The following is a 26,568-nucleotide window of genomic DNA, read 5'->3' as shown; positions in this document are numbered from 1 at the left end:
GTCGGAGCTTTTCGTCAGTGTGCCCGGCGGTCCGGACAGAAGCCGGCGAGTGTAGACCAAACGCGTGACGGGTGCGTCAGAGCTTCCTCATCAGGATCAGTCCCTTGAGGTATTCACCCTCGGGGAACGTGACCGTCATCGGGTGATCGCAGGCGCCCCCCAGACGCCCCAGAATGGCGGCATCCACCCCCGCGTCGACGCCGGCGGAAGCCACGATCTTGTGGAACAGCTCCACCCCGATGCCCCCGGAACAGGAGAAAGTGAACAGCACCCCGCCCGGTGGCAGCAGCTTGAAGGCCAGCCGGTTGATGTCCTTGTAGGCCCGCGCGGCGCGCTCGGCGTGGGCGGCGGTGGGGGCCAGCTTGGGCGGGTCCAGCACGATGGCATCGAACTGCCGGCCTTCGGCGACAAAGCGGCGCAGACTGGCATTGACGTCGGCGTCCAGGAAGGTGGCCCGGGACTCGTCCAGACCGTTGAGCGTCAGGTTGACCCGGGCCTGCTCGAGCGCCGGGCCGGAGGAATCGATGGAGGTGACGTGCCCAGCACCGCCGGCCAGCGCGGCCACCGAGAAGCCGCCGGTGTAGCTGAAACAGTTGAGCACCTGACCAAAGCCCAGGCGGCGGGTGTACTCGTGCAGGGCCAGGCGGCTGTCCCGCTGGTCGAGGTAGTAGCCGGTCTTGTGGCCCAGCGCAATGTCCAGCCCCAGCCGCCAGCCGTGTTCCTGCAGCTCGAAGGCGGTCGGACCGTCGCCGCGCAACCAGCCGGTGACCTCGGGCAGACCTTCCAGCGCCCGGGCGCTCGCGTCGGATCGCTCGTAAAGGCGCGGACAGCCGGTGATGTCCAGCAGCGCATCGGCGATCACGTCCTTCCAGCGCTCGACACCGGCAGCACCGAACTGCGCGACCAGGGTATCGCCGTAACGATCGACCACCAGACCGGGCAGGCCATCGCTCTCGCCATGAACCAGACGCAGGCCGTTGCTGGCGATGCCCATGCGCTCCCGCAAGGCGATGGCCCGGCGCAAGGTGTCGCGAAAGAAGGCGGCGTCGATGCGCTGGGCCTGCTCGAAGCTCCAGGCGCGCACCCGGATCTTCGAGGCCGGCGAGTACGCACCCCAGGCGAGAAACTCGCCTTCGTGGCTGTCGATGCGGACAGTCTCACCGGGATCGGCCGAGCCGCGCGCCACCGCACCGTCGAACACCCAGGGGTGCCGGCGCAGGAGCGATCTCTCCTTGCCGGGCTTGAGTCGAATGGATTTCATGGGGGGATTGTGCCCCCACGGCGTTCAGGGACGCAGGTAGACGAAGCCTTCCCTGGCCTGCAGCTTGGCGACCTCGGCCACGCCCGAGGGCACCACCTTGGCTTCCATGGCCACCTTGCTGGCGTCGATCTTGCGCGAGACCAGGGTGTTGTTGCAGACCCGGAACTCCACGCCCTTGCTGGCCAGATCGGCGATGGCGCCGGCAAACGGTTGCTCCATCTGGTTGGTCGCGCCTTCGAGCAGGAAGTCGATGCCCAGGCCATGAGTCACGACCACGATCTTGGCCTTGGGGTCGGCCGCCAGGTGGTTGCGGATGTTGTTCATCGCGCGCGAGGCCTGGGGAATGCCCTCGCTCATGTGATAGACGGTCTTGATGACGTCATCGGCCGCCACCGATGGCATCGCCGAGACAACAAAAAAGGACAGGATTACGGCCTTGCAGGCCAGCAGAAAACGGGACATGGTCATCTCCGAAAAGTAATTGCTTATGAAATGATTTTGCAGACTGCGCCGTTTCGGCACCGGGGTTATCCCTTGTTCCGACGACCGGCGCGCGGGTGGGCGGCATCGTACACGCGGGCCAGGTGCTGGTAGTCCAGTCGGGTATAGACCTGCGTGGTGCTGATACTGGCGTGCCCCAGCAGCTCCTGCACGGCCCGCAGGTCCCCGCTGGATTGCAGCACATGGCTGGCATAGGAGTGACGCAGCATGTGGGGATGCACCGGCGTGGCCAACCCGGCCTGTGCAGACCGGCGGCGCAGGCGCAAGCGGATGTGCTGGGGCGTCAGACGGCCACCGCGGGGGTTAATGAACATCGCCGGATCGCCCGCCGCCCATGCTTCTCGCGCGAGCAGCCACTGCCGCACCGCCGCCAGGGCCGCCGTGCCCACCGGGACGCTGCGGCGCTTGGACCCCTTGCCCAGCACATGGGCCACCGCGTCATCCAGATCGATCCACCCGCGGGCGTCTCCCGCCGCGCTGATGTCCAGCCCCACCAGTTCGCCGATGCGCAAGCCGCACCCGTACAGCAGTTCGGTGATGCAGGCATCCCTGGCCTCGCGGACCGGGTCCTCGTCGGTGTCGGCATGGGACGCCAGCCGGACGGCATCGTCGACGCCGAGTGCCTTGGGCAAGGGCTTGGGGGCCTTGGGCGCCCGCACATCGACCACCGGATTGACCTTGACCAGCCCTTCACGGCCCAGCCAGGCATAGAAGCCACGCCAGCCAGACAGGATCAGCGCGATCCCCCGCGGTGATCGCCCGCCAGCGTGCATGCGGGCCACCCACTGGCGCACATGGTGGCTGCCGACATCACGCAGACCGATGCCCTGTGCCTGCACCTGCTGGCGCAGACGCTCCATGTCGGCGGTGTACAGGGCCAGCGTGCGATCGGCCAGCCGCTTGTGGACGCGCAGATGCGACAGGTAAGCCTGGATCAGCGCCGTGTCATCGTCATCAGGGGCCTGTCCCGTTGCCATGACAGCGGGCCCTCCGGCCATCAGGCCGGCAGCAGACGCGACAGGGAGGCACTGGTCAGTTCGCCAATGCGCTCCAGAAACTCGGTGCCCATGTGGGCGACGAAGCGCCCGGGATCATCGGAGGCCAGCACCAGCAGACCGAACACCGGCGCTCCCGCCTCTGCCCGCAGGGGGATGAGCGCAAGCGACTGCGCCGCCTGAGGCTGGACCAGCCACTGGGCCGCTTCCAGTCCCGGGTTGGCGCCACAGTAAGGTTTGCTCAAAGAGGCGGCGAACGTCTGTGCGTCCTCCGACGCGCCCTGGGCATAGGCTTCGCCGGCGAAATCGGGCAATACCCCCCACAGACGGATGGCCACCTGGGGCACGCCGAACTGCGACGAGATCTCCCGCACCACCACCTCGGGCAACTCACGGGTGTCGCGGGTCCAAAGCAGCTGAAGGGTCCAGCGCTGCAGACGGTCCGCAATGGCCGAGTTCTCCTGTCCGTGCCGGATCATCTCGGCCGCCTTGAGTTCCAACCCCTTGATCTTCTCGCGCAGCAGCTCGGCCTGGCGTTCCTGCAGGCCAACCGCCCGGTTGCCATGCGGACTGGTCAGCTGAACCGCCGCCAGCACCGTGGCATGGCGCTCGAAGAAATCCGGCGTGTTCAGCAGGTAATTGGCGATGTCGTCTTCGGTGATCGGAGGAATGGAAGCAGCGGTCATGGATCAGTCCGGTGTGAAGGTTCAGGCCAGGTCGTCGGGCACATCGACCTCACCCTCGAATACGGTGGTGGCCGGGCCGGTCATCATGACCGGCGCATCGTGAGCGGGTGTATCCTGCCAGGCGATGGTCAGCACGCCGCCCCGCGTGTGCACATCCACGCGTGCATCCAGCAGACCCAGGCGGATGCCGGCCACCACGGCCGCGCAGGCACCGGTGCCACAGGCCAGGGTTTCGCCCACGCCGCGCTCGAACACGCGAAGCCTGACCTCGCGACGGGAGACCACCTGAAGGAAGCCCGCATTCACGCGGGCCGGAAAACGGACGTGTCGCTCGATCTGGGGGCCCCAGGATGCCACCGGCGCCAGGTCCACATCGTCCACCAGCAGCACCGCATGGGGATTGCCCATGGACACCACCGCGACCGGCGCGGACTCGGCACCGGCCAGCGGCAATGGCCAGCGTTCCCAGGCCAGCTTGCGATCCGGGGTGAGCCCGCTGCCGTCAAACGGCACGCGTGCGTGATCGAACACAGGTGCCCCCATGTCCACGGTCACCCGGCCGTCCGGATCCAGGGCCAGGCTGATCTGGCCATTGCGGACCTTGACCCGCACCGGATTGCGGTCGGTCAGGCGCTTGTCCGTCACATAGCGCACGAAGCAGCGCGCGCCATTGCCGCAGTGCTCGACCTCGCCACCATCGGCGTTGTGGATGACGTATTCGAAATCCAGCCCCGGGGCCGGCGAGGGGCGGACGGTCAGGATCTGGTCGGCACCCACCCCGAAATGGCGATCGGCCAGCCAGCGGTACTGCGCCGCGCTCAGGCCCAGGCGGCCGCGGGTTTCGTCGAGCACGACAAAATCGTTGCCCGCGCCTTGCATCTTGGTAAATCGGATCCGCATGGCGGGATTATCGGCCAGCGTCGCCCAGGTGCTGCACACCCCTGCCAGGCCTGTCGCACAATGGCTGCATGGTCCGCCCCGCCCAACTCCTTCACGAAACCCGTCCGGTGGCCCCGGTACGCCCGGCCGCCACCGTCCTGCTGCTGCGCGACAGCGCCGACCCAGCCCATCCGGGCATCGAGGTGCTGATGACGCGCCGATCGATGACCGCCAGCTTCGCACCCGGCGCCTATGTGTTCCCCGGAGGGGGCATCGACGCGGCAGACAGTCAGTCGCACGCCCTCGCCCGGCGACGCCCGTCGCAATCGGACCTGCATCTCACCCAGGCGATTGCCGCCATCCGCGAGAGCTTCGAGGAGCTGGGCGTCCTGCTGGCCCGGCGAAGCGATGGCCGGATGGCCGACGTCAGCGATGTGGCCCGGCTCGACCGCCAGGCACCGTTCGCCGCCCAGTGCAGCTCCCAGGGCCTGCAGCTGGCCGCCGACGAGGTGTTCGTGCTGGCCCACTGGATCACCGACCGCGACCTGCCCCGGCGCTTTGATGTGCCCTTCCTGGTGGCGCGGATGCCCGAAGGGCAAGAGCCGGTGGCCGACGAATCGGAGCAGTTTGAACCCGTCTGGATCCGCCCGGCCGAGGCCCTGGCCAGGCACGCGGCGGGCAACTTCTTCATCATCTTCCCGACGATCCGCACCCTGGAACGGCTTCAGGCTTACCCCAGCGTGCAATCGGTGCTCGATGCCTGTGCGGTCAACGACGAACCGCTGTTCACCAGTTGTCCGCGCGCGGGTCTGATGCACGGCAAGGAATCGCGCCACATGGAGCACGAGCAGCCCTTTGGCGAGCTCGCGCTGGTCTGCCCGGACGGCCGCATCGTGCACGAACTGGCCTGGCAGACCGAGCGGCCAGTCCCCTTGCTGCGCCATGTCCAGCGACTGACGGCCCCCAACCCGGGCATGATGACCGGCCCCGGCACCAACAGCTATGTGGTGGGCGATCCGGCCTGCGGCCATGTCGTGATCGACCCCGGGCCGGATGAACCCGAGCACATCGAGCGGCTGTGGCGGGCCACCGGTGGTGACATCCGCGCCATCGTCTGCACCCACTCGCATCCGGACCATTCCCCGGGGGCGCCACGGCTGCAGTCCCTGTGCACACGCGCCGGCTCGCCGCCACCGCCGATACTGGGCCTGCCCAGCGCGAGCACCGCGCGCGTGCACAGCCATTTCGTGCCGGAGCGAGTGCTGGCCGACGGCGAGCGCATCGAACTGGTGGGCACGTCGGGTGAGGGCGAAGTCCGTCACACGCTTCGGGTGGTCCACACCCCCGGCCATGCCGCCAACCACCTGTGCCTGATCCTCGAGGAAGACGGCCTGCTGTTCTCGGGCGACCACATCCTCAACGGCAGCACCACCGTCATCGACCCACCCGACGGACACATGGGCGACTACCTGGAGTCCCTGGACAAGCTCGACCGCCTGTGCGAGCAGCACGACGTGAACTTCATCCTGCCTGCCCACGGGTATGTGCTCGGTGACCTGCCGCGAAGTGCGGACAACCCGAGCGCGCCGTTGCACGGCGGTGCCCGCGCCGCGATCGCGCACCTGAAGGCACACCGGCTGGCGCGCGAAGCCAAGGTCGCTGCCGCCATGCGCACGCGCCCGGACGGCACCATGGACGATTGGGTGGCCCTGGCCTATGACGACGTGCCTGAGCGGCTGTGGCCGGTGGCCAAGCGCTCGATGCTGGCGCATGTCGAACGCATCCAGAGTCTGGGTGCGTTCAACGGCTGATCCCATGAAACACGCGCTGGCCGCCTTGTGCAGCGTCCTGCTCATCGGAAGCCCATCGCTGCCTGCCCATGCCAGCATGAACCTGGCGCTGGACAAGGGGTGTCTGACCTGCCATGGGAACCCGCCACGTGGGCGAGCACCAACCATCCCCGATTTGGCCAGGGAGTACGCGAAATTCCGGGGCCAGGAAACCGAGATCCTGCGCCTGTCCGCCCATCTGCGAGAACACCATCTCTTCGGCGGTGTACCCGCCCACGAGCGACTCAGCGCCGAGGAGGCCGAACACTTCGTTCGCTGGCTCGTCGACGGCGGCCGGTAAGGACTGTGATGCGCATCGCCTTCGTCTCTGACATCCACGGCAATCTGCCCGCGCTGCAGGCGGTAGTGGCAGACATCGCGCGGCGCCGCGTGGACCGGGTCATCAACCTGGGCGACAGCCTCAGCGGCCCTCTGCAACCTGAGGAGACGGCGCGGTTCCTCATGGAACAGGACTGGCTGCACCTGGGCGGCAACCACGAGCGGCAACTGCTGGATCCGGCTGGCCTCAGCTCAGGAGATTGCCGAACGACGAGGCGACACCCCTGCCCGCCTGATCGCCTGCGGGCACAGCCACGTTCCACGCGCCCTGCGCGCGCCGGACGGCTGCCTGCTGATCAACCCCGGCAGTGTGGGCCTGCCCGGCTACGACGACGATCACCCTTACCCGCACTGGGTGGACAACGGCAGTCCGGACGCACGCTACGCGATCGCCGAGCGGGGTGATGAAGGCGACTGGTCCGCCGAACTCCTGGCCGTGTCCTACGACTTTCGATCCATGGCGGAACTGGCGCACCGCCATGGCCGGGATGACTGGGCCGTGCCCCTGTCCACCGGTTACGCGCTGCGATGAATAAAGTGTGAAGCGCGCCGATACGCCGGATTCTGTGCATCCGGGTCGCCCCGGATGTGACCGTCATTCCTCTGGGCCGGGGGTCACCCACCCGGCTCGGTGCTACCTACCCGCCAGCTCCGCGGAGCCACGTCAACGCTGGCCTATTTGGTATTGCTGCGCGTAGAGATTGCCCGTTTCACCCCGGCTGGTCTGCCTTGCGGCACTCCCACCGGACTCGTCTCTGTTGCTCTGATCCTCACCTTAGGGTCTTGCGACTTGTCGGTGGAGAGGTGTTACCTCCTACGCTGTCCTGTGCAGTCCGGACGTTCCTCCAGTGCTCCCTTTCGGGTCCTCTTGCGAGGTTGCACCAGCGACGGCCTGGCACGCTTCACACCAGTATTATCGGTGTTTGCCGATCCGGCCGCAGAACCGGACGTCCTTGCTTGATCACCACAAGCCCCACGACCATGATCCGCATCGCAGAACTCAAACTTCCCCTGGGCGAGGTGCCCTTCGAGCACCGCCGCGCCGCCGACGCCCCCACCGAAACCGACGAGGACCGGCTGCCGCCCCCGCACCCGGTCGAAGCCTTGCGCCGTCTGGCCGCGCAGGCCCTGGGCATCGGGCCCGAGGCGATTGCCGACCTGCAGGTGTTCAAACGCAGCTTTGACGCTCGCAAGGCCGATCTTCTGGCCGTCTACATCGTCGATGTCACGCTGGCCGACCCCGGGCAGGAGCCCGCACTGCTGGCCCGACACGAGAAGCACCCTCACGTCCAGCCCACCCCCGACATGACCTGGCAACCACCCGGGCATGCCCCCGAGGGCTGGCCGGCCGACGAAGCCGACCGCCCAGTGGTCGTGGGACTGGGACCCTGCGGGCTGTTCACTGCACTGGCGCTGGCCCAGATGGGTATGCGCCCCATCGTGCTGGAGCGGGGCAAGCCGGTGCGTGAACGCACCAAGGACACCTGGGGTCTGTGGCGCAAGAAGGTGCTCAACCCGCAGAGCAACGTGCAATATGGCGAAGGCGGCGCCGGGCTGTTCTCTGACGGCAAGCTCTACAGCCAGATCAAGGATCCGCGCTTTCTCGGCCGCAAGGTGATGCAGGAGTTCGTCGACGCCGGCGCACCGCCCGAGATCCTGTACCAGGCCCACCCGCACATCGGCACCTTCAAGCTGGTGAAGGTGGTTGAAGCCATGCGCGAGAAAATCGTCGCCCTCGGTGGTGAGATCCGATTCCAGCAGCAGGTGGTGGGCGTGTCGCTGGCGCCAGAAGCCGACGGCCAGCAGCGCCTGACCGGCCTGCGCGTGCAGCGGCTGGACACGGGCGAGACGCTCGAACTTCCGGCCAAGCGCGCGGTGTTCGCGCTCGGTCACAGTTCGCGCGACACCTTCGCCCTGTTGCACGACGCCGGCGTCTTCCTGGAGGCCAAACCCTTTTCGGTGGGCTTTCGCATCGAGCACCCGCAGAGCGTGATCGACCGGGCGCGCTGGGGACGGCACGCCGGCCACCCGCTGCTGGGCGCGGCCGACTACAAGCTGGTGCATCACGCGAAGAACGGCCGTGCCGTCTACAGCTTCTGCATGTGCCCGGGCGGCACCGTGGTCGCGGCCACGTCCGAACCCGGCCGTGTCGTGACCAACGGCATGAGCCAGTACTCGCGCGCCGAACGCAATGCCAATGCCGGCATGGTGGTGGGCATCGAGCCGGTCGACTTCCCCACCCGGTTTCCGCAGGACTTGCCCTTGTGGGTCGCGGCTTTCGGTGAATCCGACGGCCCTCGCTACGCCGAGCAGGCCCAGGCGCTCAAGGCACAGGGGCAGGTCCATCCGCTGGCCGGCATCGTGCTGCAACGGGAGCTGGAGTCTCGCGCCTACCAGCTGGGCGGTGGCACCTACGAAGCCCCCGGACAACTGGTGGGTGACTTCCTGGCCGGCCGTCCCTCCACCGCCCTGGCCGAGGTTCAGCCGTCCTACCGTCCCGGTGTCCACCTGGGTGATCTCGCGCCTTCGCTGCCCGATTACGCCATCGAGGCGATGCGGGAAGCCCTGCCGGTGTTCGGTCGCAAGATCCGCGGTTACGACATGCCCGGCGCCGTACTCACCGGCGTCGAAACCCGGACCTCGTCACCCCTGCGCATCACCCGGGGTGATGACTACCAGAGCCTGAACACCGCCGGCCTGTATCCGGCGGGCGAAGGCGCCGGCTATGCCGGCGGCATCCTGTCGGCCGGCGTCGATGGCATCAAGGTGGCCGAGGCCGTGGCGCGCAGCATCCTGGCCCAGGCCTGAAGGCCCACCACACGGCTGGTTACAAGCTGCCGCTCAGCTTTACCCGGCCTGGGTTCGGCGTTGACGGACGGTCGGCATGCTGGAGGCTCCTTTCCATCCAGGAGACTTTCATGTCACGACGCATCCAGACCTCTCTTGCCACGATCCTGCTGGGCTCTCTGGCCTTGGGCACGGCCGGGCTGGCCCACGCAGGGAATGACCGCGCCCGCGTGATCCGCAGCGTGCCCGTGGTGCAGCAGGTGGCGGTGCCTCATCAGGTGTGTCAGGACCATGTGGTCAGCCGGCCGGCCCGCACCAGCGGGGCCGGCGCCCTGATCGGTGGACTGGCGGGCGGCGCCATCGGCAACACCGTCGGTGATGGCAGCGGCCGCGCCATCGCCACCGCGGTGGGCCTGGTGGGGGGTGCCGTGCTGGGCAACCACATCGAGGGGCGTCATCAGCGCCACGGCGCCGAGACGGTGACCCGCTGCCACACCCAAACCCGCTACGAGACGCGCACCGTCGGCTACGACGTGACCTACCGGTACCGGGGTCGCCACCACACCACCCGCATGGACCACGACCCCGGCCGCTTCGTGCGCATCGGAGGTGGCCACGGCCACTGGGAAAACGGCTGGCGCTGAAGACCCGCCTCCCCCACACAAAAAAGAAAGGGCGCCTGAACAGGCGCCCTTTACCTTGCCCGCTGAGCGGGTGGGCAATCACAGCTTCTGCAAGGCGGCGATGCGCTCTTCCATCGGCGGGTGGGTCGAGAACAGCTTGCCCAGACCGCCGGCGATGCCCATGGCCTGCATGGTCTTGGGCAACTCGCCCGGGGTCAGGCCGCCCAGGCGGGCCAGGGCGTTGATCATCGGCTGCTTGCGACCCATCAGCTGGGCGGCACCGGCGTCGGCTCGGAACTCACGCTGGCGGCTGAACCAGGCCACGATGATGGCAGCCAGGAAGCCCAGGATGATGTCCATCACGATGGTGGTGACCATGTAGCCGATGCCAGGGCCGCTGTTCTCGCTGTCGCCCCGGCGCAGGAAGCTGTCCACCGCGTAGCCGATGATTCGGCTGAAGAACACGACGAAGGTGTTCATCACGCCCTGGATCAAGGTCATGGTGACCATGTCGCCGTTGGCGACGTGGGCCACCTCATGGCCGATCACCGCCTCGACCTCTTCACGCGTCATGTTCTGCAGCAGGCCCGTGGACACCGCCACCAGCGCCGAGTTCTTGAAGGCGCCGGTCGCAAAGGCGTTGGGCTCACCCTCGTAGATGGCGACCTCGGGCATGCCGATGCCGGCCTTCTCGGCAAACTTCTGGACGGTCTGGACGATCCAGGCTTCGTCGGCGGTCTGCGGCTGGCTGATGACGCGCGCACCCGTGCTCATCTTGGCCATGGTCTTGCTCATCAGCAGCGAGATGGTCGCGCCACCAAAGCCCATGACCAGGGAGAACACGGCCAGCGCGCCCATGTTCAGGCCGTTGGCCGTCAGGAACCGGTCAACCCCCAGCAGGCGGGTGGTGACCAGCAGCACCGCCATCACGGCGACGTTGGTCAGAACAAACAGAAAAATGCGTTTCATGGTGACTCCAGTGTTCCCGGATGGGTGGATCCGTGTGGTGGTGATCGGACCCTTCGCCTGGACGGAGGTTCCGTCGCCGCCCCGGGACCGACAATATTAACGGGAAACAGGTGTGTGCAGATTTCGAAAAAACAAGACCTTTCCTGCGAAGGGTTCAGGCGCTGGCGTGTCGCTGGCCTACCGGCCGAATCCGTTGAGGCCGAAAGACATCAGCATCGTCGTAGAAGTCAGGATCCTGGTTGGCCGGCCACCAGCCAGGCACCCCCAAGACGGGCAGCGGCGTGAACGGTTTGGCCGCCAGGCCAGGCGCCGTCAGACGGGACGCCAGCCAGGGGTCCCAGGCGGCCGGATCGCCACCCAGCCCGGGCGGCACCGGCTCCCGGAAGACGTGTCCGGTGATGGACTTGTAGGGCAGAACCAGCTTTTCCAGCAGGGCATGGCCAAACAACACCAGCCGCGCCTCTGACCACAGCGGCCGCAAGGTCACGAACAACTGTTGCCATTGGCGCGCCAGCAGGGCCTGCCAGATCTCGTCGGGCGCCTGCAGGAGGACGGCGTTCTCATCGAACAGGGTGATGGCGTCGCGCACCGGCCCCCTCACCTGCCCGACGCCGGCCTGGGCAATCTCGGCGGCCTGCAAGCGGTTGAGCAGGCGCTTGGTGGCGGGAAAGCGCATCCAGACCAGCCCGTTGAAGAAGTCGTGAAGGCCTTCGCGGGTGGGCACGCTGCCGGTCTCGAAAATGAACTGCTCATAGGCCATGCCAGCGGGCAAGTCGGCCTGCGGCACGAAGCGGGGCCCGGTCGCGCCGGCGAGCTGCGTCAGCGCCTGCGGCAGCCCGGCTCCCGCCTCACAGGCGGCGCGCACCGCGGCACCCTCCTGCGCAAAAGGCGCATTCCAGGGTTGGGCCCAGTCAGGCGTTGGCCAGCCGGCGACGGCAGTGTCGACGGCGCACATGCGCGCTCAGCCCACCAGCCGCCAGGGCAATGCCTCGCCGGCCCGCAATGGCTTGAGCTCCGCATCGCCGAAAGCAAAGCTCTCGGGCGGGGTCCAGCTTTCCTTGCGCAGGGTGATGGTGCCGGTGTTGCGCGGCAAGCCGTAGAAGTCGGCACCAAAGAAGCTGGCAAAGCCCTCGAGCTTGTCGAGCGCGCCGGCGGCCTCGAAGGCCTCGGCATACATCTCGATCGCCGCGTGTGCGGTGTAGCAGCCGGCACAGCCGGTGGCGTGTTCTTTCAGGTGGGCCGGATGCGGCGCGCTGTCGGTGCCCAGAAAGAACTTGGGGTTGCCGCTGGTGGCTGCAGCGACCAGCGCCTGCCGGTGAGTCTCGCGCTTGAGTACGGGCAGGCAGTAGAAATGCGGGCGGATGCCGCCGGTGAAGATGGCGTTGCGGTTGTAGAGCAGGTGGTGGGCGGTGATGGTGGCCCCCAGGTGGGCGTCGGCCTCGGCCAAGTACTGCGCGGCTTCTTTGGTCGTGATGTGCTCCATCACGATCTTCAGGCCCGGAAAGTCCTTGCGCAGCGGCGCCAGCTGCTGTTCGATGAACACCGCCTCTCGGTCGAACAGGTCGATATCCGGGCTGGTCACTTCGCCGTGCACCAGCAGCAGCACACCAGCCTTCTGCATGGCTTCCAGCGTCCGGTAGGTCTTGCGGATGTCGGTCACGCCCGCGTCGCTGTTGGTGGTGGCGCCGGCCGGGTAGAGCTTGCAGGCCACCACGCCGGCGTCCTTGGCCCGCGCGATTTCGTCGGCCGGCAGGTTGTCGGTCAGGTACAGCGTCATCAGCGGCTCGAAGCTCATGCCCGCGGGCACGGCGGCGCGGATGCGCTCGGCGTAGGCCATGGCCTGGGCCGCGGTGGTCACCGGCGGCTTGAGGTTGGGCATGATGATGGCGCGACCGAACTGGGCGGCGGTGTGCGGCACGACGGTGTGCAGGGCGGCACCGTCGCGCACGTGCAGGTGCCAGTCGTCGGGGCGGGCGAGGGTCAGGGTCTGGGCGGCAGGGGCGTTCATGCCCTGATTGTCGCAAATACCGGGCGGTAAGGCCCTCAGGATCGCGTGGGCGCGGCCGGCGCCAGACGCCTCTGCAGCTGCTGCCAGAACTGGTCGACGGCCCGCTTCTGGCGCGAGGACCCTGTCGGGCTGATCTGGCGGTAGAGGCGGATGTCCAGGGTGGTGGAGAAGTCCGCGCCGGCAGACACCAGGCGCCGCGAACGCAATTCCCGGCGCACGGCGCTCGACGGCAGGAAGGCCACGCCATGACCTTCCAGGGCCATGGCTTTCAGCCCCTCGGCCATGTCGGTTTCGTACTGGCGGTCCAGATGGGCGGGCGTGCCGGTCTGGCGCAGCATGTCGTCCACCACCCGGCCGAGGTAGGCACCTGGCGCATAGGCCAGGTAAGGCAAGGGATGGGCGGGCGTGCCCGGCAGGCGAAACAGGGGCTCGCCATCGCCGTCGGGACGCACGTACGGGGCCAGACTTTCCTGGCCCAGCGGCAGCATCTCGTAGCGCTGCGCGTCCAGCTGAATGGGCTGCGCAGGATGGTGATAGGCGATCAGCAGATCACAGCTGCCTTCGACCAGGCGCATCACGGCGTCGTGCACGTTCAGCGCGATCAGCCGGGTCTTGACGGGACCGCAGGTCTCGCGCAGCTCGGAGAGCCAGGAGGGAAAGAAGGTGAAGGCCAGCGTGTGCGGCACGGCGAACTCGATCACGTCCTGGGCGGCGGCCGTGTGGGCCCGCAGCATGGCCCGGGTGTTCTGCAGGGCCTGCAGCATTTCCAGGGACTGTTCGTACAGCGTCTGCCCGGCGGGGGTCAGGCGCGTGGGGTACGAGGAACGGTCGACCAGGTCGGTGCCGGCCCAGGCCTCCAGCGACTGGATGCGCCGTGAAAACGCCGGTTGCGTCACATGGCGCAATTGTGCCGAGCGGCTGAAACTGCGGGTCTCAGCCAGACTGACGAAATCTTCCAGCCATTTGGTGTCCATGGCGCGCGATTATGCGGTGACAAGCTGTCCGTCAGGCATCCAGGTCCGCCCGTGCCAGGCAGACGTACAGGCGCTCCATGGCATCGGCGGGCTCCCGTTGGCCGGCGGCTTCCAGCAGCCGCATCGACCGTTCCTGGGCGCCATCGCCGTCGAGCTTGAGCAGCCCGCTGGCCTGTTCATAGAGAAACACCGGGGAGTCGGGCACCAGACTGACGGCACGCTCATAGTGATCCAGACCGACCGTCCGGCGCGCGCCATAGGTCATGCCCCCGATGAGCTCCCCCACCTTGTCGATGACCTCGGCATGAAAGGAGGCCAGTGCCAGATGTCCGTCGGCGTGCGCGGGCTGCAGGGTGACTGTCTGCTCCAGGGCCGCCTTCACGCGGGCACCGATGCCCTGCGCCAGCGCCTTGGCCACGCTGATGCCCTGGCTGAAACGTCCCAGGGCATAACCCTGCCAATACCAGGCGGCCGCCTGGCGGCGATCCAGCGCCTGGTGCTCCAGGGCACGCTCGGCCACATCGGACAGCAGGATCAGACGCGTGGACTCATGGGGCTCGACATACACCGCATACACACAGGTGGCCTTCTGGGCCAGCGACCAGCCGGCCGAGCCAGCACGCAGCCCCGCATCACGGGCGCGCTGGAAGTGGCCATTGTGGTAATCGGTCCAGCCCTCCAGCAAGGCTGCGTCGGTGGGCCTGTCCAGGGCGTCGCCGGCGTGCAGGCGCGACCAGCGACGTTCGACATCGACCGGGTCCAGACGACCGACAATCGCCTCGGGTGTGGGCGTCCAGGGGGCACTCACCTTTCGCTCCTCAGCCCTCGGCCCGGTAGGCACCGGCCAGCTTGAGCATGTGGGCGCGCTGCTCCCCCACCAGATAGGGCGCCAGCAGGTTGAGCACGTGGTGCGCGCCGCGCATCAGCGCCTGCTGGGCGTTGGCGGGTTCCAGGGCGTGGCGCGGGTCGCGCACGTATTCGAAGCTGAGCCAGTAGGTCAGGAGCACCACCATGCCGTTGGCGGTGGGCTCCAGCTCGCTGGCACCGATGTCAACCGTCCCGGCGCGGCTCATGGCCGCCAGCATGGTGCGGATGGCGCGCGTCTTGTGCCGCAGCACGGCCTGAAAGCGCGTCTCCAGCAAGCGGTTCTTGGACAGCAGATCGTTCAGGTCACGGTACAGGAAGCGGTAGTCCCAGATGATCTCGAACAGCGAATGGAGAAAGAACCAGGCGTCCTCGACATTGCGGACGCCATCGCTGGCGTTGAGCAGGTCCACCAGGGACTTCTCATACTTCTCGAACAGCGAGTTGATGAGCTCATCCTTGGCGGGATAGTGGTAGTAGAGATTGCCTGGGCTGATGCCCAATTCCGACGAAATCAGTGTCGTCGACACGTTCGGTTCACCGAAGCGGTTGAACAGCTCCAGGGTGACTTCCAGAATGCGTTCGGCGGTGCGACGGGGGGCTTTGCGGGGCATGCTCAGGCGGCCCCTCCCATGGCGTGCAGGCGATGCTGCAGTTCATCCAGGGTGGCGTGCAGACGCTCGACCGGCCCCGGTGTGCGCCGGGGGCCCAGGTCGATCAGGTAGCGGTGGGGATCCCGCAGCGCCGCCTCGTCCATCCCGATGCCGTGCCGGTCCAGCCGGGGCTGCAGCGCGGCCTGATGGTGGCGAAGCCAGCGACGTGTCTGCTGGTAAGCATGCTCGGCCATCTCGCGCCGCTGGCGGTAGCTGAAGGTGTTGGCCAGGAACAGCTTGGCGTCCCGGTGGTCCGGCTCAATCAGCACGAAGTCGGTGCCCGGGTAGCTGCGCTCGTACTGCTTGAAGCCCAGCGCCAGCCGCGAATGGATCATCGAGCGGAAGGTCTGGCTCATGACCGCTGGCAGGCCGCCTTCGACCAGTGAGGGAATGCGGTGCTCTTCACGGGCCGCGGGATCGGCATGGAAGGGAACCAGGGGATTGAGGCAGATCAGCAGATCCACCCCCTCATCCAGGGCCACGGTGGCATGAACCGTCTTCTTGAGCGCGCCATCCACGTAATGCCTGCCGTTGATCTCGACGGGTGGGAACAGGCCCGGCAGCGCCGCGCTGGCCTGAATGGCCCTGGAGATGGGCACATGATCCCAGCCCGGCCGACCGAAGGGCACCGGTTCTCCGGTATCGAGTTCGGTCGCCACCAGGGTCAGGCGGGCGCGCAACTCCCGAAAATCGTTGGTTCGCCCATCCCGGCTGAACATCTCCTGGATCTGACGGTGGATGTCTTCGTTGTCCAGCACACCGGTGGGCATTGCAGCACCCAGCCGCTCGAACGCCTGCGTCATCGTGCGACCGCGGACCATCCAGTCCCATGCAGCGTCACCCAGCAGCGAAGGCAGGCGTGCCGTTCTGGCGCAGAACTCGCCCCAGGCCGGGGTCATCAGTCGTGCAGGGTCAAAACGATCGTCAGGATCGCTGGCGTCGATGAAGGCACGGCACATCTGCCGGGGCGTCAGCCCATTGGCCAGCCCCGCCGCGATGAATCCGCCAGCCGACACGCCCACGTAGTGGCTGCAATGGTTGACCTGCAGACCTGACAGGCAGTCGTCGAGCGCGCACAGCGCCCCGATCTCATAGATGGCACCCAATGGTCCGCCGCCGGCAAAAGCCAGCGCCACCCGTGTCGCCGGCGTCGTGCGGCGTGCAGCGGCAGAGGGACGATGGCCTGGGCGTGTACGGGGCATGAGGTCAAGTGTAGTGCGCTGTCAGATCAGCAGATGCTGCGATGCAGCAGAGCTTCAGAATGCACGAAGGGGCGCATGGCGCCCCTTCGTGGTGGTTCCTCGGGTCCCGGCGGACCCGGCCTTCCTCAGGCAGGCTTGGCCACCTTCCTGGCCGGCGCCTTGCGCGGAGCCGCCTTGGGGGCGGAACTGGAAGCGGCCTTGACGGGCGTCTTGGCCGCTGCCCTGGCAGGGCGCTTGGCCGTCTTGCGCACAGGAGCCGGCTGACCACCCAGGGACTGCACCTGACTGGTGAGGCTGTCGATGCGCTCGAGCAGGCCCTCGATGTCACGCGCTGACGGAACCCCGAGCTTGCCCAGCGCCTTGGCCACCCGCTCCTCGAACAGCGTTTCCAGCTTGTCCCACTGACCGGCGGCCTTGGACGAGATGTCGCTGGCCATGTGGCTGACGCGGCTGGTGGCCTCATTGATGCGTTCCTCGGCCACCGACTGCGTCTTGCGCTGGATGGTCAGGCCTTCCTTGACCAGGGTCTCGAACACTTTCCCGCCCTCCTCCTGCGCCTTGGAAAAAGCACCCAGACCCGCCAGCCAGATCTGCTGGGCCGACTCGCGGATGGCGCCACTGAGGGCACCGTTGCCTGCGGCAGCGGTGGCGGTGGATTTGGCGGACTTCTTCGCGGCGGTGGATTTCTGGATCTTCTTGACCATCGTGGGCTCCATGAACAGACGGGCGGAAAGCAACTGAGCAGCTGCGTGCTTTTATCAATGTATGCCGAGCGTCCCGGGGTTTGTAGGGTCACGCAACTAAAGAGTACGACCGTTCGCAAGCTTGATCACGGGTTTCTCTGGAAGGCGATCGACGGCGACATCGTCAAGAATGCTGCCTACAAACCAGGCCATCAGGAGAGTTCCCATGCAGTACTTCGTTACCGGTGCTACCGGCTTCATTGGCAAGCGGCTCGTCAGGAAACTGCTGGAGCGGAAAGGGTCGGTGGTCCATTTCCTGATCCGGCCGGAAAGCGAGGGCAAGGTGGCGGGCCTGCGCGAGTACTGGGGACTCAAGGGCAGCGCAGCCAACCGTGCCGTGCCGGTGTTCGGGGACCTCACCGCCAAGCGACTGGGCGTCACGGCCGAGGTGCAGCGGCAACTCAAGGGCCAGATCGATCATGTGTACCACCTGGCGGCGGTCTACGATCTGGAGGCCGACGAAGAAAGCCAGGTCGCGGTCAACATCGAAGGCACCCGCCATGCCGTGGATTTCGCCAAGGCGGTGGGGGCGGGCCACTTCCACCATGTCTCGTCGATCGCCGCCGCGGGGCTCTACGAGGGCGTGTTCCGCGAGGACATGTTCAGCGAGGCCGAGGGGCTCGACCACCCCTACTTCAGCACCAAGCACGAGAGCGAGAAGATCGTGCGCACCGAATGCAAGCTGCCCTGGACCGTCTACCGCCCGGCGGTGGTGGTGGGCGACAGCCAGACCGGCGAGATGGACAAGATCGACGGCATCTACTACTTCTTCAAACTGATCCAGCGCCTGCGGCAGATCCTGCCGCCGTGGATGCCCAGCGTGGGGCTGGAGGGCGGGCGCATCAACATCGTGCCGGTGGACTATGTGGTTGCGGCACTCGATCACATCAGCCACGGCCGGCGCGAGGGTGGCGAGTGCTTTCACCTGGTCGATCCGGTCGGCTACCGGGTGGGCGACGTGCTGGACATCCTGAGCAAGGCCGCACACGCACCGCGGATGAACCTGTTCGTCAACGCCGCCCTGCTCGGCTTCATTCCCAAGAGCGTGAAGAAGGGGCTGATGGCCGTGGCGCCGGTCAGGCGCGTCTACCGGGCCATCATGCAGGACCTCGGGCTGCCCGAGGACATGATGAGCTTCGTCAACTACCCGACGCGCTTCGACTGCCGGGAAACCACGGCCGCCCTCAAGGGCAGCGGCATCACCTGCCCCAACCTCAAGGACTACGCCTGGCGGCTGTGGGACTACTGGGAACGGCACCTCGATCCGGACCTGCACATCGACCGCAGCCTGCGTGGCACAGTGGCCGGCAAGGTGGTGCTGGTGACCGGGGGCAGTTCGGGCATCGGCCTGGCCGCGGCCCACAAGTTCGCCGAGGCCGGCGCCGTCACCATCATCTGTGGGCGCGATCAGGACAAGCTCGACGAGGCCTGCGCCGATGCCAAGGGGCGTGGGCACGCGTTCATCGCCTATCCGGTCGATCTGGCCGACATGGCCGACTGTGACCGGTTCATCCAGCTGCTGATCGCCAACCACGGCGGGGTCGACTTCCTCATCAACAACGCCGGACGGTCCATCCGCCGCGCCATCGAGAGCAGCTACGACCGTTTCCACGATTTCGAGCGCACCATGCAGCTGAACTACTTCGGCTGCCTGCGTGTGACCATGGGGCTGCTGCCGGGCATGGTGACCAAGCGCAAGGGGCACATCGTCAACATCAGCTCGATCGGGGTGCTTACCAATGCGCCGCGCTTCTCGGCCTATGTGGCCAGCAAGGCGGCGCTGGATGCCTGGACACGCTGCGCATCGTCGGAGTTTGCCGACCAGGGCATCTCGTTCACGACCATCAACATGCCACTGGTGCGCACGCCCATGATCGCACCGACACAGATCTACAAGAACGTCCCGACCCTCAGCCCGGATGAGGCCGCAGACATGATTGCGCAGGCCTGCATCTACAAACCGGTGCGCATCGCCACCCGCCTGGGCGTGACCGGCCAGGTGCTGCACGCCTTCGTGCCGAGAATCGCGCAGATCATCATGAACACGAGCTTTCGCATGTTCCCGGACTCGTCGGCCGCCAAAGGCGAGAAGGGCGCCCGGCCGCAGCTGTCGCCCGAGGCGATTGCCATGCAGCAGATGATGCGCGGCATTCACTTCTGAGGCCGCCAGCCCGGCGGGGTGGGCTTGTCCTCCTACAATTTCGGGCATCCAACCTACACACGCCCACCCACCATGACCAGCCCGAACCACACGCCCGTCGATCTGTCCCATGTCCAGCCCATGGAGAAGGCCGAGATCCTGGCCCAGGCTCTGCCGTACATCCGCAAGTACCACGGCAAGACGATGGTCATCAAGTACGGCGGCAACGCCATGACCGACCCCGCCCTGCAGCAGGCCTTTGCCGAGGACGTGGTGCTGCTCAAGCTGGTGGGCATCAACCCGGTGGTGGTGCATGGCGGTGGCCCGCAGATCGAGACGTTGCTGCAGCGCCTGGGCAAGAAGGGGCAGTTCATCCAGGGCATGCGGGTGACCGATGCCGAAACCATGGAAGTGGTCGAATGGGTGCTGGGCGGCGAGGTGCAGCAGGACATCGTCGGCCTGATCAACGCGGCCGGCGGCAAGGCGGTGGGCCTGACGGGCCGCGATGGCGCCATGATCCGCGCGCGCAAGCTGCGCCTGTCGGATCAGCAGAACCCGTCCGTCGAACACGATGTCGGCCAGGTGGGCGACATCGTGTCGATCGACCCCTCGGTGGTCAAGGCCCTGCAGGACGACCAATTCATTCCGGTGGTCAGCCCCATCGGTTTCGGCGAGCACAACGAGAGCTACAACATCAACGCCGACGTGGTGGCGGCCAAGCTGGCGACCGTGCTGCAGGCCGAAAAGCTGCTGATGCTGACCAACATCCGCGGCGTGCTGGACAAGGCCGGTGAGCTGCTGACCGAGCTGACGGCCCGCCGCATCGACGAACTCTGTGCCGACGGCACCATCAGTGGCGGCATGATTCCCAAGATTGCCGGTGCGCTGGACGCGGCCAAGAGTGGCGTGCACGCTGTGCACATCATCGACGGCCGGGTGCCGCATGCGCTGCTGCTGGAGGTGCTGGGCGACCAGCCGTTCGGCACCATGATCAAGGGATGATGGCACCAAAACGTCAGCGCTGACGCCATGCGACTCCTTCTGGTTGAAGACGATGTGATGGTGGCCAGCGGCATGAAGCTGGGGCTGTGCGATGCCGGCTACACGGTAGACTGGGTCGGCAGCGGTGAGCGCGCCGTGCAGGCCCTGGAGGCCGAGAGCTTCGACCTGGCCATCGTCGACATCGGGTTGCCCGGTATGGACGGCCTGCAGCTGACACAGCGCATCCGTGCCAGCGGCTGCACCATGCCGGTCCTCATCCTCACGGCGCGAGATGCCTTGCAGGACCGCGTGCAGGGGCTGGACCTGGGGGCCGATGACTACATGCTCAAACCCTTTGAGCTGCCCGAGTTGCTGGCCCGCCTGAGGGCCCTGCTGCGTCGGTCACAGGCCGCCACGTCGGCTGTCCTCAGCTTCGGGCCGCTGGAGATGGACACCGCGCACCGGCGGGTCACCCTGGCCGGACAGCTCATGGAACTGGGGCCGCGCGAATGGTCCGTGCTGGAGTACCTGCTGCTGCAGGCGCCCAAACCGGCCGCCAAGGACAAGCTGCTGGCGGCCCTCACCGGATGGGACAAGGAGATCACGCCCAACGCCATCGAGGTGTACATCTCCCGGCTTCGCGCCAAGCTTGATCCCGCCGGCGTGGCGCTGCGCTCGATCCGGGGTTTCGGCTACCGGCTGGAACTGGCTGCCGGCAGCTGACATGCAGGCACCTGACCAGGCCGACGCCCAGCGCGGCGTGCTGTGGGGCCTGCAGCGACGCCTGCTGCTCCTGCTGTTGCTGCCCCTGGGCATGCTCGGACTGCTCAGCGGCGTGCTGCACTACCAGAGCGCCGGCAACATCGCCCAGCAACAGGACCAGCGCCTGCAGAAGCTCATCCCGCTGCTGGCGGACTCCGTGGTGGTGACCGCCCGCGCCGGCGAGCGACTGGCGGGTCGCGAAAATGGCGAGCCGATCGAGGCACAGCGGCCCGGCCTGGTCCTGCTGCTGGCGCCCCCGGTGGAGGAGTTCCTGAAGGAGCAGGAGGGCTACGCGGCCTATGCCATTCTGGATGCCAACGGGGTGCCGCTGCTGGGTGACACCTGGTTGCCCACCGTCCTGCCTTCGACGACGGAACCGGAGTTCCTGAGCGTGGTCGAGGGAGGCATCACCTACCGGGTGGTGGCCCAGCGCAGCGGATCGGCGGCGGGAGACCTGATCCTGATGCTGGCCGACGGCTCGGATGCCCGGCAGCAATGGCTCCATTCGGTCCTGCTCAGGGTGCTTCTACCCAATTTGCTCCTGCTGCTGGTGGCGGGTGTCGGCGTGACCTGGGCCGTGTCACGGGCGATGCGGCCGCTGCTGGACCTGAAGCTGGCGGTGGAGCGGCGCTCACCGCGTGACCTCAGCCCGATCGATGGTGAACACGCACCGGCCGAAGTGCGCCCGCTGGTGCTGGCCCTGAACCGGCTGTTCGGTCTGGTCAATGCGCAGAGCGAAGCCCAGCGGCGTTTCGTGGCCGACGCGGCACACCAGTTGCGCACCCCGCTGGCGGGCCTGCAGTCCCAGGTCGAGGCCTGGGCCCAGGCTTCGCGCAGCGCCACGGCGGGGGACTCGATTGCCTTGCCCGTGGAGCAGGTCCGTCGCCTGAGGGATGCCACCCGGCGCACCTCCCAGCTGGCCAACCAGTTGCTGGCGCTGTCCCGCGCCGATGCGGCCAGCGCGGACACGCAGCCGCTGCAGCAGGTGGACCTGCGCGAGCTGTCCGAGAACATTCTGGCGCTGTATCTGGACCAGGCGGCGGACAAGCAGATCGACCTGGGGCTGGAGGCTTTGCCCGCCCTGGCACGCGGTCATGCGTGGCTGCTTCGGGAACTGCTCATCAACCTGGTGGACAACGCCATCAAGTACACCCCGTGTGGCGGCAGCGTGACCCTGCGCTGCGGGCAGAGCCTGAGCGCCAGCGGGGCCCGGGAGGCCTGGCTGGAGGTGGAGGACGACGGTCCCGGCATTCCCGCACACGAAATCGACAAGGCACTGCAGCGCTTCTACCGGGTGCCGGGTACGGCCGGCGAGGGCAACGGGTTGGGGCTGGCCATTGCCGACGAGATCGCGCGCACCCACCACACGCAACTGAACCTGCGGCCTGGCGCGCAAGGGCGCGGGCTGTGCATACGGGTCAGGCTGGAGGGCGCTCACTGAGGACCGGATCGGGTGCCCGAAGGCCTGTGCGAAAATGTTTCAGGGGATACCGATACCCGGGCCGCGGGCCGGCCACCCGTCACAGACCACGGATTGCTCACCATGACTTCCAGCGCACCCGAGCCTTCGACGACTGCCGAACCCGAACTCTCGACCACAGGTGCGGAGACTCCAGGCTCGGAATCCCCGGCGCGCAAGCGTCCTCGTCCGGGAGAGCGCCGTGTGCAGATCCTGCAGACCCTGGCCAGCATGCTCGAACAACCGGGCACCGAAAGAATCACGACGGCGGCCCTGGCCGCCCGCCTGGACGTCAGCGAGGCAGCCCTGTACCGCCACTTCGCCAGCAAGGCGCAGATGTTCGAAGCCCTGATCGACTTCATCGAGCAGTCGGTCTTCGGCCTGGTTCAGCAGGTCAATGACCGCGAGGCCGATCCCTTGCAGCGCTGCCGGCGCCTGGTGGCCCTGCTGTTGCAGTTCGGCGAAAAGAACCCCGGCATGACCCGCGTGATGGTGGGGGATGCGCTGGTGTACGAGAACGAACGCCTGCAACAGCGCATGAACCTGTTTTTCGACAAGATCGAAGCCAGCCTGCGCCAGAACCTGCGCGAAGCCTCGGTACTCACCACCTCGTCCACCCCCTCGGTCGATGTCCAGGCCGATGCGTCGGCCATCACCGCCTTTTGTGTCGGTCGGCTGCTGCGCTATGCCCGCAGCGGCTTCCGGCGCCTGCCGGGAGAGCATCTGGAGCACGCGCTGAACCTGCTGATGCCCCAGGGCCGCCTGTGACGGCCAATGCCGCCGATTAGGGAGGCGGCTCTAGACAATTTCCCTACATTGGCGCGTGGCGTCACACAGGTGACGGAATTTGGGTAAAAATAGCACGACCGTTCGATTTCATCGGTCCACCTGTTCTCACCCTGCCATCCGACACCCATGAGCGTCTCCCCCAGCCCGCGCCGCCTCGCACGCCAGGACAGCAAGCCGCTGCAGAAAGGCCAGCAGACCAAGGCTGCCATCGTTGACGCCGCGCTGGGCCTGGCCACGCAGATCGGCCTGGAGGGCCTGTCCATCGGCGCGCTGGCCGAGGTGATGCAGATGAGCAAGTCGGGCGTGTTCGCCCACTTCGGCTCGCGCGAGGAGCTCCAGATCTCCGTGGTCCGCGAGTACCACACACGCTTCGAGGAAGAGGTGTTTTACCCGGCCATGTCGTTTCCGCGTGGCCTGCCCCGTTTGCGTGCGCTGTTCGACAACTGGATGAAGCGCACCTCGGTGGAAATCGACTCGGGCTGTATCTACATCAGCGGCGCGGTTGAATTCGACGACCGGCCGGGCCCCGTGCGGGACGCACTGGCCGGGTCGGTCAACACCTGGCTCTCGGCCATGCACCGGGCCATCGACATCGCCGTCGAAGAAGGTCACTTGCGTCCCGACACGGATGCGGCGCAAATGGGATTCGAGATCCACGCGCTGATCCTCGCCCTCCACTACGAGGCCCGCTTCCTGCGCAGCCCGCAGTCGCTCAAGCGGGCCGTCGTGGCTTTCGACGGCATCGTTTCCCGCTACAGCCCGCCCTCGCAGGCTGACCACCCCTCCGTGCGCCGCCGCAGCAGCAAAACTGCCTGAGCCGCGCGCTTTTCCTTTTCGTTTCTTCACAGACCACCACAGGAGTCAACCCATGCCCGTCTACAACCCGCCCCTGCGCGACATGCAGTTTGTGATGCACGAGGTGCTCAATGTCGAGGCCGAGCTCAAGGCCCTGCCCTCGCACGCCGAGACCGACGCCGACACCATCAACGCCGTGCTGGAGGAAGGCGGCAAGTTCGCGGCCGAGATCGTGTTCCCGCTGAACATCAGCGGTGATGCCGAGGGTTGCCAGCTCGACAAGGCAACCCACGAGGTCAAGACGCCGACCGGGTTCAAGGAAGCCTATGCCAAATACCTGGAAGGTGGCTGGGCCGCGCTGTCCTGCGACCCCGAGTACGGCGGCCAGGGTCTGCCTTTCGTGGTCAACCAGTGCTTCTACGAGATGATGAACTCGGCCAACCAGGCCTGGACGATGTACCCGGGCCTGAGCCACGGCGCCTACGAGTGCCTGCACGCCCACGGCACCCCCGAGCAGAAAGCCCTGTACCTGCCCAAACTGACCAGCGGCGAGTGGACCGGCACCATGTGCCTGACCGAGCCGCACTGCGGCACCGACCTGGGCATGCTGCGCACCAAGGCCGAACCCCAGGCCGATGGCAGCTACAAGATCACCGGCCAGAAGATCTTCATCTCCGCCGGCGAACACGACTTCACCGAGAACATCGTGCACCTGGTGCTGGCCCGACTGCCTGACGCCCCCAAGGGCAGCAAGGGCATCAGCCTGTTCCTGGTCCCCAAGTTCAAGGTCAACGCCGACGGCAGCGTCGGTGAGCGCAACGCCATTTACTGCGGCGGCCTGGAGCACAAGATGGGCATCCATGGCAACGCCACCTGCCAGATGATCCTGGACGGCGCCGTCGGCACCATGGTCGGCGAGCCCAACAAGGGTCTGGCCGCCATGTTCGTGATGATGAACGCCGCGCGTCTGGGCGTGGGCAACCAGTCGCTGGGCCTGACCGAGGTGGCCTACCAGAACGCCCTGGCCTACGCCAAGGACCGCATCCAGATGCGCAGCCTCTCGGGCACCAAGGCCAAGGACAAGGATGCCGACCCCATCATCGTGCACCCCGACGTGCGCAAGATGCTGCTGACCGCCAAGGCCTACGCCGAAGGTGGCCGCGCGCTGGCCATCTACTGCGCGCTGCTGCTGGACAAGGAACTGAACCACCCGGACGAGAAGGTGCGCAAGGACTCCGGCGAAATGCTGGCTCTGCTGACCCCGATCATCAAGGCCTTCCTGACCGACAACGGCTTTGAAGCGACCGTGATGTGCCAGCAGGTCTTCGGCGGCCATGGCTACATCAAGGAGTGGGGCATGGAGCAGTTCGTGCGCGATGCCCGCATCAACATGATCTACGAAGGCACGAACACCGTGCAATCGCTGGACCTGCTGGGCCGCAAGGTGCTGGGCAACCAGGGCGCCACGCTCAAGAAGTTCGGCAAGCTGGTGGGCGCACTGGTGGAAGAAGAAGGCGTCAACGAGAAGATGGCCGAGTTCATCAACCCGCTGGCGGTGCTGGGCGACCAGATCACCAAGTTCACCATGGAGATCGGCTTCAAGGGCATGCGCAACGCCGATGAGGTCGGTGCCGCTGCGGTGGACTACCTGCGCGTGGCCGGCCACCTGGTGTTCGGCTACTTCTTCGCCCGCATGGCCCAGGTGGCGCTGCGCCAGATTGCGGCCGGCAACACCGACCCGTTCTACGTGGCCAAGCTGCAGACGGCCCGCTTCTACTTCGCCAAGCTGTTCCCCGAGACCGCGACGCTGATGCGCACCGCACGCGCCGGCAGCAAGGCGCTGATGGACACCGACGCAGCCCTGGCCTGATCGCGCACCCCTGAGGAGACAGACACGATGAAAACAACACTGACGATCATTGGACTGAGCCTGATGCCCGCCTGGGCGCTGGCGCAGATGACGCCCGAGGGCCTGTGGCGCAACATCGACGACAGCACCGGACAGGCCAAGGCCGAGATCCGCATCGTGTCCAGCCCCCAGGGGGTGTTGACCGGAAAGATCGAGCGATCGCTGATCACCAGCAGCGAACCCAACTGCACCGCCTGCACCGACGACCGCAAGGACAAACCCAAGGTCGGCATGGAGATCATTCGCGGCGCGAAGAAATCCGGTGACGGCAACCTGTGGGAGAGCGGCAAGATCCTCGACCCCGAGAACGGCAAGGAATACACCTTGCGCATGACACCGCTGGAAGAGGGCCGCAAGCTGCAGGTACGCGGCTACATCGGCCCTTTCTACCGGACCCAGATCTGGCAGCGCGTCCAGTGA

26 protein-coding genes, 1 other RNA gene and 2 pseudogenes are annotated in these 26,568 nt (G+C 66.8%); 15 read left to right on the top strand and 14 right to left on the bottom strand.

Features of this window, described 5'->3' with window-relative positions:
- Positions 1 to 76 precede the first annotated feature (76 nt).
- From ACFQNJ_RS02950 to dapF, 5 genes are all read right to left on the bottom strand, one after another.
- A complete protein-coding gene (locus tag ACFQNJ_RS02950; RefSeq protein ID WP_382253722.1) occupies positions 77 to 1,261 on the bottom strand; it encodes a class I SAM-dependent rRNA methyltransferase in 1,185 nt (394 codons plus the stop codon).
- A 24-nt stretch (positions 1,262 to 1,285) separates the two neighbouring features.
- Positions 1,286 to 1,723 carry a DsrE family protein gene (locus ACFQNJ_RS02945; RefSeq protein ID WP_382253720.1) on the bottom strand — a complete coding sequence of 146 codons (438 nt, stop codon included), beginning with the start codon at positions 1,721 to 1,723 and terminating at the stop codon, positions 1,286 to 1,288.
- 65 nt (positions 1,724 to 1,788) lie between these two features.
- Positions 1,789 to 2,739 (bottom strand): tyrosine recombinase XerC, encoded by a 951-nt coding sequence (locus tag ACFQNJ_RS02940; RefSeq protein ID WP_382253718.1) that lies wholly within the window; start codon positions 2,737 to 2,739, stop codon positions 1,789 to 1,791.
- Positions 2,740 to 2,759: 20 nt separating this feature from the next.
- Positions 2,760 to 3,443: a DUF484 family protein gene (locus tag ACFQNJ_RS02935; RefSeq protein ID WP_374640968.1), complete on the bottom strand. Its 684-nt coding sequence runs from the start codon at positions 3,441 to 3,443 to the stop codon at positions 2,760 to 2,762.
- Positions 3,444 to 3,464: 21 nt separating this feature from the next.
- A complete protein-coding gene (gene dapF / locus ACFQNJ_RS02930) occupies positions 3,465 to 4,343 on the bottom strand; it encodes a diaminopimelate epimerase (RefSeq protein WP_382253716.1) in 879 nt (292 codons plus the stop codon).
- A 68-nt stretch (positions 4,344 to 4,411) separates the two neighbouring features.
- Between dapF and ACFQNJ_RS02925 the strand changes: the two genes are divergently transcribed.
- The 5 genes and pseudogenes from ACFQNJ_RS02925 to ACFQNJ_RS02905 all read left to right on the top strand — a co-directional run bounded on the left by ACFQNJ_RS02925 (position 4,412) and on the right by ACFQNJ_RS02905 (position 7,022).
- The gene (locus tag ACFQNJ_RS02925) at positions 4,412 to 6,133 is read left to right on the top strand and encodes an MBL fold metallo-hydrolase (RefSeq protein WP_382253714.1); all 1,722 of its coding nucleotides are present in this window, start codon (positions 4,412 to 4,414) and stop codon (positions 6,131 to 6,133) included.
- Between the two features lie 4 nt (positions 6,134 to 6,137).
- A complete protein-coding gene (locus ACFQNJ_RS02920; RefSeq protein WP_382253713.1) occupies positions 6,138 to 6,452 on the top strand; it encodes a c-type cytochrome in 315 nt (104 codons plus the stop codon).
- 8 nt (positions 6,453 to 6,460) lie between these two features.
- Positions 6,461 to 6,607: pseudogene (locus ACFQNJ_RS02915) on the top strand (metallophosphoesterase family protein); the annotation flags it as partial.
- Positions 6,591 to 6,755: pseudogene (locus ACFQNJ_RS02910) on the top strand (hypothetical protein); the annotation flags it as partial. The pseudogenes ACFQNJ_RS02915 and ACFQNJ_RS02910, both read left to right, overlap by 17 nt.
- A 45-nt stretch (positions 6,756 to 6,800) precedes the next feature.
- On the top strand, positions 6,801 to 7,022 hold the full coding sequence (locus tag ACFQNJ_RS02905) for a hypothetical protein (RefSeq protein WP_382254623.1): 222 nt from the start codon (positions 6,801 to 6,803) through the stop codon (positions 7,020 to 7,022).
- A 5-nt stretch (positions 7,023 to 7,027) separates the two neighbouring features.
- On the opposite strand, the gene rnpB is transcribed toward ACFQNJ_RS02905, so the two are convergent.
- Positions 7,028 to 7,394: RNase P RNA component class A (gene rnpB / locus ACFQNJ_RS02900), an RNA gene on the bottom strand.
- A gap of 77 nt (positions 7,395 to 7,471) precedes the next feature.
- Here rnpB and ACFQNJ_RS02895 point away from each other — a divergent pair.
- Both ACFQNJ_RS02895 and ACFQNJ_RS02890 read left to right on the top strand, forming a co-directional pair.
- Entirely contained in the window at positions 7,472 to 9,298 is a 1,827-nt protein-coding gene (locus ACFQNJ_RS02895) for an NAD(P)/FAD-dependent oxidoreductase (protein ID WP_382253711.1), read from the top strand.
- Between the two features lie 110 nt (positions 9,299 to 9,408).
- Positions 9,409 to 9,921: a glycine zipper 2TM domain-containing protein gene (locus ACFQNJ_RS02890; RefSeq protein WP_382253710.1), complete on the top strand. Its 513-nt coding sequence runs from the start codon at positions 9,409 to 9,411 to the stop codon at positions 9,919 to 9,921.
- A gap of 78 nt (positions 9,922 to 9,999) precedes the next feature.
- Here ACFQNJ_RS02890 and htpX read toward each other — a convergent pair whose 3' ends face one another.
- The 8 genes from htpX to ACFQNJ_RS02850 form a co-directional block, all read right to left on the bottom strand.
- A complete protein-coding gene (gene htpX, locus ACFQNJ_RS02885) occupies positions 10,000 to 10,869 on the bottom strand; it encodes a protease HtpX (protein WP_382253708.1) in 870 nt (289 codons plus the stop codon).
- A gap of 154 nt (positions 10,870 to 11,023) precedes the next feature.
- Positions 11,024 to 11,824, bottom strand: coding sequence for a DUF3025 domain-containing protein (locus ACFQNJ_RS02880; protein ID WP_382253706.1), 801 nt, complete (start codon positions 11,822 to 11,824; stop codon positions 11,024 to 11,026).
- A 6-nt stretch (positions 11,825 to 11,830) separates the two neighbouring features.
- Positions 11,831 to 12,877, bottom strand: a complete 1,047-nt coding sequence (gene pyrC / locus ACFQNJ_RS02875; protein WP_382253704.1) for a dihydroorotase — start codon at positions 12,875 to 12,877, stop codon at positions 11,831 to 11,833.
- A 35-nt stretch (positions 12,878 to 12,912) separates the two neighbouring features.
- Positions 12,913 to 13,851: a LysR substrate-binding domain-containing protein gene (locus ACFQNJ_RS02870; protein WP_382253702.1), complete on the bottom strand. Its 939-nt coding sequence runs from the start codon at positions 13,849 to 13,851 to the stop codon at positions 12,913 to 12,915.
- 31 nt (positions 13,852 to 13,882) lie between these two features.
- Complete coding sequence (locus ACFQNJ_RS02865) at positions 13,883 to 14,659, bottom strand: hypothetical protein (protein WP_382253701.1); 777 nt, start codon at positions 14,657 to 14,659, stop codon at positions 13,883 to 13,885.
- Between the two features lie 10 nt (positions 14,660 to 14,669).
- Positions 14,670 to 15,329, bottom strand: coding sequence for a TetR/AcrR family transcriptional regulator (locus ACFQNJ_RS02860; protein ID WP_374640956.1), 660 nt, complete (start codon positions 15,327 to 15,329; stop codon positions 14,670 to 14,672).
- Between the two features lie 2 nt (positions 15,330 to 15,331).
- Positions 15,332 to 16,570, bottom strand: coding sequence for a patatin-like phospholipase family protein (locus tag ACFQNJ_RS02855; protein WP_382253699.1), 1,239 nt, complete (start codon positions 16,568 to 16,570; stop codon positions 15,332 to 15,334).
- A gap of 125 nt (positions 16,571 to 16,695) precedes the next feature.
- The gene (locus ACFQNJ_RS02850; RefSeq protein WP_382254584.1) at positions 16,696 to 17,274 is read right to left on the bottom strand and encodes a phasin family protein; all 579 of its coding nucleotides are present in this window, start codon (positions 17,272 to 17,274) and stop codon (positions 16,696 to 16,698) included.
- A gap of 205 nt (positions 17,275 to 17,479) precedes the next feature.
- Between ACFQNJ_RS02850 and ACFQNJ_RS02845 the strand changes: the two genes are divergently transcribed.
- The 8 genes from ACFQNJ_RS02845 (at position 17,480) to ACFQNJ_RS02810 (ending at position 26,568) form a co-directional block, all read left to right on the top strand.
- A complete protein-coding gene (locus tag ACFQNJ_RS02845; protein WP_382253697.1) occupies positions 17,480 to 19,474 on the top strand; it encodes an SDR family oxidoreductase in 1,995 nt (664 codons plus the stop codon).
- 72 nt (positions 19,475 to 19,546) lie between these two features.
- Positions 19,547 to 20,455 (top strand): acetylglutamate kinase, encoded by a 909-nt coding sequence (gene argB, locus ACFQNJ_RS02840; protein ID WP_374640953.1) that lies wholly within the window; start codon positions 19,547 to 19,549, stop codon positions 20,453 to 20,455.
- Between the two features lie 27 nt (positions 20,456 to 20,482).
- On the top strand, positions 20,483 to 21,157 hold the full coding sequence (locus tag ACFQNJ_RS02835; RefSeq protein ID WP_374640952.1) for a response regulator transcription factor: 675 nt from the start codon (positions 20,483 to 20,485) through the stop codon (positions 21,155 to 21,157).
- A 1-nt stretch (position 21,158) separates the two neighbouring features.
- Complete coding sequence (locus ACFQNJ_RS02830) at positions 21,159 to 22,637, top strand: sensor histidine kinase (protein ID WP_374640951.1); 1,479 nt, start codon at positions 21,159 to 21,161, stop codon at positions 22,635 to 22,637.
- Positions 22,638 to 22,739: 102 nt separating this feature from the next.
- On the top strand, positions 22,740 to 23,423 hold the full coding sequence (slmA, locus tag ACFQNJ_RS02825) for a nucleoid occlusion factor SlmA (protein WP_382253694.1): 684 nt from the start codon (positions 22,740 to 22,742) through the stop codon (positions 23,421 to 23,423).
- Positions 23,424 to 23,570: 147 nt separating this feature from the next.
- Positions 23,571 to 24,260, top strand: a complete 690-nt coding sequence (locus ACFQNJ_RS02820) for a TetR/AcrR family transcriptional regulator (protein WP_382253693.1) — start codon at positions 23,571 to 23,573, stop codon at positions 24,258 to 24,260.
- Positions 24,261 to 24,312: 52 nt separating this feature from the next.
- Positions 24,313 to 26,109, top strand: coding sequence for an acyl-CoA dehydrogenase C-terminal domain-containing protein (locus ACFQNJ_RS02815; protein ID WP_374640948.1), 1,797 nt, complete (start codon positions 24,313 to 24,315; stop codon positions 26,107 to 26,109).
- Positions 26,110 to 26,136: 27 nt separating this feature from the next.
- A complete protein-coding gene (locus ACFQNJ_RS02810; RefSeq protein WP_374640947.1) occupies positions 26,137 to 26,568 on the top strand; it encodes a DUF2147 domain-containing protein in 432 nt (143 codons plus the stop codon).

Origin of the sequence: Hydrogenophaga bisanensis (assembly GCF_042665135.1) — a bacterium.
Taxonomy (GTDB): domain Bacteria; phylum Pseudomonadota; class Gammaproteobacteria; order Burkholderiales; family Burkholderiaceae_C; genus Hydrogenophaga; species Hydrogenophaga bisanensis.
Note: the sequence above shows the minus strand (reverse complement) of the source record. Positions and strands in the feature narration are given on the sequence as shown.